This is a genomic window from Devosia equisanguinis (assembly GCF_900631955.1).
Classification (GTDB): Bacteria; Pseudomonadota; Alphaproteobacteria; order Rhizobiales; family Devosiaceae; genus Devosia; species Devosia equisanguinis.
Genome location: NZ_UZWD01000075.1, coordinates 1 through 5,358, shown reverse-complemented (window position 1 = coordinate 5,358; position 5,358 = coordinate 1). Strand labels below are relative to the sequence as shown.

Genomic DNA, 5,358 nt, shown 5'->3' with positions numbered 1-5,358 from the left:
TTGGAGCCGAAGCTCCGGCGCAGGGGGAGGTGGGGTAGGGTGTTCCGTGCCAGAATGCTCATTCCCCGAAGGTCAAACCGGCCAGTTGCGCGGCCATGTCGGCCGTGGCGGGGACGTTGCGGATGCCGGCTTCGGAGGCGGGGAAGGGGAGGACGAGGTAGCGCTGGTGGATCACCGCGTCGAGCTTGCTGGTGATCGGGTTTTCCGCCAGCAGGGTTTTCTTCTGCGCAGCGGAGTTCCAGGCGGAGTCGACCAGGACGATCACATCGGGATTGGCATCGACCACGGCTTCCCAGCTGGCCGAGGTCCAGCCTTCGTCGACCGTGGCAAAGATATTGGTGAGGCCCAGGGCTTCCATGATCATGGCGGGGGCATTGCGGCCGGCGCCGACATAGGGGGTCTTGGTGCCGGACGAGTACCAGAGCGCGGTGAGGCCGCGCGTGTCGGGGGCGATGGCGGCAAGTTCGGCCTTTTGCGCGGCGACGAGATCGGCGGCGGCGGCTTCGACGTCGAAGATCGTGCCCATCTCCGCGATCTCGGCGAACAGCATGTCGAAGGTCAGTTTGGGCGGCACGACGGAGCGGCAGGCGGCGGGGGCGACATAGGTGGCGACGCCCAACTGCGCCAGGGTCGGGCGCTCGCCGGCGCCATCGGCGGCGAAATTGCTCTCCCAGCCGCCATAGATGAAGTCCGGCTCGGTTTCGAGCACGACTTCCTGGCTGGGCAGCTTTTCGGAAAGCACCGTGAGGTCGGCGCCTGCCGCGGCGAGATTGGCGGGCAGCGGACCATCCTGGAAGCCGACGCCGACGATTCTATCGGCCAGGCCCAGCGACAGCAGCAATTCGGTGGCGGTGGACTTGATGGTCACCACGCGCTCTGGGGCGTGCTCGACGGTGACCGCGGTGCCGCAATTGTCGAGGGTGAGCGGATAGGTGGTGGCGGCTTGGGCCGGGGCGGCGAGCACGGCCGCGGTCAGCAGGCTGGGGATAAGAAGGCGCATGGAACTAGTCCTGTTTGACGCTTTTGGATTTGGCTTCCGCCAGCGCGGCTTCGTAGCCGAGGCGGTAGGCTTCGGCAGAGCCGAAGCGGAACATGTCGTCGTCGCCGGTGCGGGTCAGACTGCGGGCGCCGGGGGCGTCGAGATCGGTGACGAAGCGGGCGAGGCCGCGCACCACGGCGACGGGAATGCCTGATGTCTTGCCCTTGACCAGATCGGCGGCGCCGGCGATTTCGTCGGCAATGACGGCCTGGGTGACGTGGAGTGGGCGGCCATTGGCATCATTGGCACCGCGCAAGTCGTCGGTCAGTTGCACGCCGGCGGAGCCGATAGCCATGTCGGTCTGGCCGACGCGCCAGGCGCGGCCGATAGTGTCGGTGATGATGATGCCGATGTCGATGCCGAGCGTTTCGCGCAGGCCCGCGCAGAGTTTTCTGGCCGAGGCGTCGGGATCGGCGGGGAGGCGCAGGGCCAGGCCCTCGGGCACATTGGACATGTCGATGCCGGCAGCGGCCATGACAAGGCCCTGGCGAGTCTCGACGATCTTGAAGGTGCCGCCGGGATGAACGCGCTCGGCGACGACACGAACGGTGTCGGCAGCGATGGCCTGTTCCCGCTCGGAGGCAGGCACGAGCATGTTCTCGGACTTGGAGACGATCTTGGAAGTGACGACGAGGATATCGCCGGATTTCAAGGCGAGGTCGGGATCGGCGACGGACTGGGTGGCGACGGCGTCAGCGATGAGGGTGACGAGGTCGTCATGGGGTGCGATTTCGGGGAGGCCGGTAATGCCCCAGACGGAGAAGCGGGGGGTCATGGGTGGAGCCTAGGCTGTCTCGGATTGTCGCCGCCCGTTCGATCGTCACCCTCGGGCTTGACCCGAGGGGTCTGTTGTTGCGGTGCTGCTGTCAAGTGTAGGGCCCTCGGGTCAAGCCCGAGGGTGACGAGCGGAGTTTGTCGGTGGAGTTGGGTTTCAACCATTTCATCCCACCAGCTTCCGCAGCCTTGGCAAAATCTCCTTGGCGTAGAGGGCGAGGAAGCGGCTTTGGTCGGTGCCCGGCGCGTGGAAGACGAGATGGTCGAAGCCGTAGTCGATATAGGTCTTTATTGCCGCGACGTGCTCGTCGGGATCGGAGGAGACGATCCAGCGCTTGGCGACGCGCTCGATGGGCAGGGCATCGGCGAGACGCTCCATTTCCTCGGCGTCCTGCACCGAGTGCTTTTCCTCGGCGGAGAGGGAGAGAGCAGCCCAGTTGCGGCAATCGTTGAGGGCGCGCTCGGGATCGGTGTCGAAGGAGACTTTCACTTCGATCATGCGCTCGAAGGGCTTTCCGGCCAGTTCGCTCTCGGCACGGCCAGCTTCGACATTGGGCAGGAGTTGATCGACATAGAGCTCGGCCCCCTTGCCGGAGGTGCAGATGAAGCCATCGCCGGCGCGGCCGGCATATTTGGCGTTGAGCGGGCCACCGGCAGCGATGTAGATCGGCACCGGCTCGGCGGGCTTGTCATAGATGGTGGCGTTGACGGTTTTATAATACTGGCCCTCGAAGGAGACGCGATCCTCGCTCCAGAGCTGGCGGATCAGTTTGACTGCTTCGCGCAGGCGCGCCGAGCGCTCCTTGAGTTCGGGCCATTCGATGCCGGTGGCCGGCACTTCGTTGAGGCCCTCGCCGGTGCCGACGCCGAGAATGACGCGGCCGGGGAACATGGCGCCCATGGTGCCAAAGGCGTGGGCAACCACGGTGGGATGCAGCCGGAACGTGGGGGTAAGCACCGAAGTGCCCAGGATGATCCTTTCGGTGCGGGCCAAGACGGCCGACATCCAGCCCGGCGCGAAGGGCGCATGGCCATCGGTATGCTTCCAGGGCTGGAAGTGGTCGGAGACGAAAACCGAGTCAAAGCCGCCCTGTTCGGCCTCCACCGCAAATCGCAGCAGATCGTTGGGCGCAAATTGTTCCGCCGATGCCTTGTAGCCGAACCGCATTGTGTCTCTCCTGTCCCAATATTTGATCGTTTGGTCAAAAATCGGTCTTAGTCAAGCACCTTCCGTGTGGGGACGATGGCGGCATGCACAAGCGCGTTGGTTTCAAGTGGCGTTTCCGGCTATTGCGGTCAAGCCTGTCGCGCGGCGAGGAGACTGAGCATGCCGAAATTTTCCGCCAATCTGTCGTTTCTTTATGCCGAGGTGCCGCTGATCGAGCGCATTGCGCTGGCGGCCGAGGACGGGTTTGGGGCGGTCGAATATGTCTCGCCCTATGCGCATGACAAGGCTGTCCTGGCCGGGGCGCTGAAGGTGGCTGGGGTCAAGCAGGCCCTGTTCAACCTGCCGGCCGGCGATTGGGAGGCGGGCGAGCGCGGGCTGGGTTGCCTGCCAGACCGGGTGGATGAGTTCCGCCGGGGGCTCGACATGGCGATCGACTATGCGCTGGCGCTGGACTGCCCGACGCTCAATTGCCTTGCCGGAATTGCCCCCAAGGGTGTCGATAAAGCGAAGCTGGACCGCACGCTGGCGGAAAACCTCGCCTATGCGGCGCCGCGTCTTGCCGAAGCGGGGATCGGGCTGGTGTTCGAGCCGATCAATCAGCGCGACATGCCGGACTATCACGTCTCGACCACCGATCATGCCGAGGCGATCATGGCAATGGCGGGGGTAGAGAACCTCAAGCTCCAGTACGATTTCTACCACATGCAGATCAGCCAGGGCGATCTGGTGCCCGGCTTCGAGCGCCTGTTGGCGCGCATCGGGCATGTGCAGATCGCCGATCATCCTGGGCGGCATGAGCCGGGGACGGGCGAGATCAATTATGGTTTCGTGCTCGAGGCGCTGGATCGGCTTGGTTTTGACGGCTGGGTGGGGTGTGAGTATAGGCCCTTGACCACGACGCGCGAGGGTTTGGGCTGGATGAAGCGCTGGCGGTAAGGGGGATTTTCTGGCGAAGCGCGACAGATGGGTTTGAGCGCGTTGCACACCCCCACCCAACCTCCCCCTGAAGAAGGGGGAGGAGCCGCATCGTGCTGATTGCGCCTGTCTTGCCAAAACCCGGGGGGAGGAAAGTGTTCTGCCATTGCGCGCATTTTGGGCGAGTTGGTGAGGTTTCTTGCTGATGTGGCGGGGTTTTGCGCAATGACTTTCTAGCAATCCCGGGCAATTGGGGTTGGGCTCGACTTGGTTTCGCGGGCTGCTCTCGTTAGGTTCCATGGCTGGAACAGGGCCCGGAGTTGAGTAGCGCCGATGGAAGTCAGAGTTGAGCAGGTTCGCAAGGAATTCGACCGGTTTCCGGCTTTGCACTATGTGTCGCTGGATATCCGCTCGGGCGAGCTGATCGCTTTGCTGGGTCCCTCGGGCTCGGGCAAGACCACGCTGCTCCGGCTGATCGCCGGGCTGGAGCGGCCCACTGCCGGCAAGATCTTCTTCGGCAATGAGGACGCCTCGGAAAAGAGCGTGCAGGAGCGCAATATCGGCTTCGTGTTCCAGCATTATGCGCTGTTCCGGCACATGACGATTCTCGAAAACGTCTCCTTCGGGCTGAAAGTGCGGCCGCGCTCGAGCCGCCCTGCTGCGGGCGAAATCCGGCGCCGGGCGCTGGAGCTGCTTGATCTGGTGCAGCTTTCAGGGCTGGAAAAACGCTATCCGAGCCAGCTTTCGGGGGGACAGCGGCAGCGCGTGGCGCTGGCGCGGGCACTGGCCATCGAGCCGCGGGTGTTGCTGCTGGACGAGCCGTTCGGGGCGCTGGACGCTCAGGTGCGGCGCGAATTGCGCAAATGGCTGCGCGAAATCCATGATCGCACCGGCCATACAACAGTTTTCGTGACCCATGACCAGGAAGAGGCGCTGGAGCTGGCCGACCGGCTCTGCGTCATGAGCCAGGGGCGGATCGAGCAGGTGGGCACGCCCGACAGCGTCTATGACACGCCGTCCTCGCCTTTTGTCTTCGGCTTTATCGGGGAATCAAGCGAGCTGCCGGTGCAGGTGGAAAAGGGCGATATCTGGCTGGGCGACCGGCCGGTGGGCATTTCCGGCGCCGAGGGGCAGGGCGCGGCGCGGCTGTTCTTCCGGCCGCATGATATCGAACTGGTCGAGGGTGATGCGGCACTGGCCGGCGTGGTGGCGGCTAGCCGGCGCGTCGGTGGTACGCGGCGCGTTGAGCTGGATATTGGCGGGGGCGGGCACCGCGTCGAGATCGACCTGCCCTTCGATCACCCGGCGGGCGAGCGCAGCCGGATTGCGTTCAGGCCGAAGCGCTGGCAGCTGTTTGCGGCTTGAGGTTTTTTGACACGCGGTGGGTGCCTCGGGCCTGCATAAGTGCAGAGCCTCGGCTCAAGGCCGTGGGTAGGATTTTTTGGGTGGGGCGGGCAAGGAC

The 5,358-nt window shown here is 64.5% G+C and carries 5 protein-coding genes; 2 read left to right on the top strand and 3 right to left on the bottom strand.

Going from position 1 to position 5,358, the window contains the following annotated elements:
- Positions 1–58 precede the first annotated feature (58 nt).
- The 3 genes from DEVEQU_RS19680 to fgd form a co-directional block, all read right to left on the bottom strand.
- Positions 59–1,000, bottom strand: a complete 942-nt coding sequence (locus tag DEVEQU_RS19680; RefSeq protein WP_126152317.1) for a putative F420-0 ABC transporter substrate-binding protein — start codon at positions 998–1,000, stop codon at positions 59–61.
- Positions 1,001–1,004: 4 nt separating this feature from the next.
- The gene (gene cofE, locus DEVEQU_RS19675; protein WP_126152316.1) at positions 1,005–1,814 is read right to left on the bottom strand and encodes a coenzyme F420-0:L-glutamate ligase; all 810 of its coding nucleotides are present in this window, start codon (positions 1,812–1,814) and stop codon (positions 1,005–1,007) included.
- Positions 1,815–1,979: 165 nt separating this feature from the next.
- The gene (fgd, locus tag DEVEQU_RS19670; RefSeq protein WP_126152315.1) at positions 1,980–2,981 is read right to left on the bottom strand and encodes a glucose-6-phosphate dehydrogenase (coenzyme-F420); all 1,002 of its coding nucleotides are present in this window, start codon (positions 2,979–2,981) and stop codon (positions 1,980–1,982) included.
- A gap of 159 nt (positions 2,982–3,140) precedes the next feature.
- On the opposite strand from fgd, the gene otnI reads away from it, so the two are divergent.
- Both otnI and DEVEQU_RS19660 read left to right on the top strand, forming a co-directional pair.
- Positions 3,141–3,917 (top strand): 2-oxo-tetronate isomerase, encoded by a 777-nt coding sequence (gene otnI, locus DEVEQU_RS19665; protein ID WP_126152314.1) that lies wholly within the window; start codon positions 3,141–3,143, stop codon positions 3,915–3,917.
- Positions 3,918–4,229: 312 nt separating this feature from the next.
- Positions 4,230–5,261, top strand: coding sequence for a sulfate/molybdate ABC transporter ATP-binding protein (locus DEVEQU_RS19660; protein WP_126152313.1), 1,032 nt, complete (start codon positions 4,230–4,232; stop codon positions 5,259–5,261).
- Positions 5,262–5,358 lie beyond the last annotated feature (97 nt).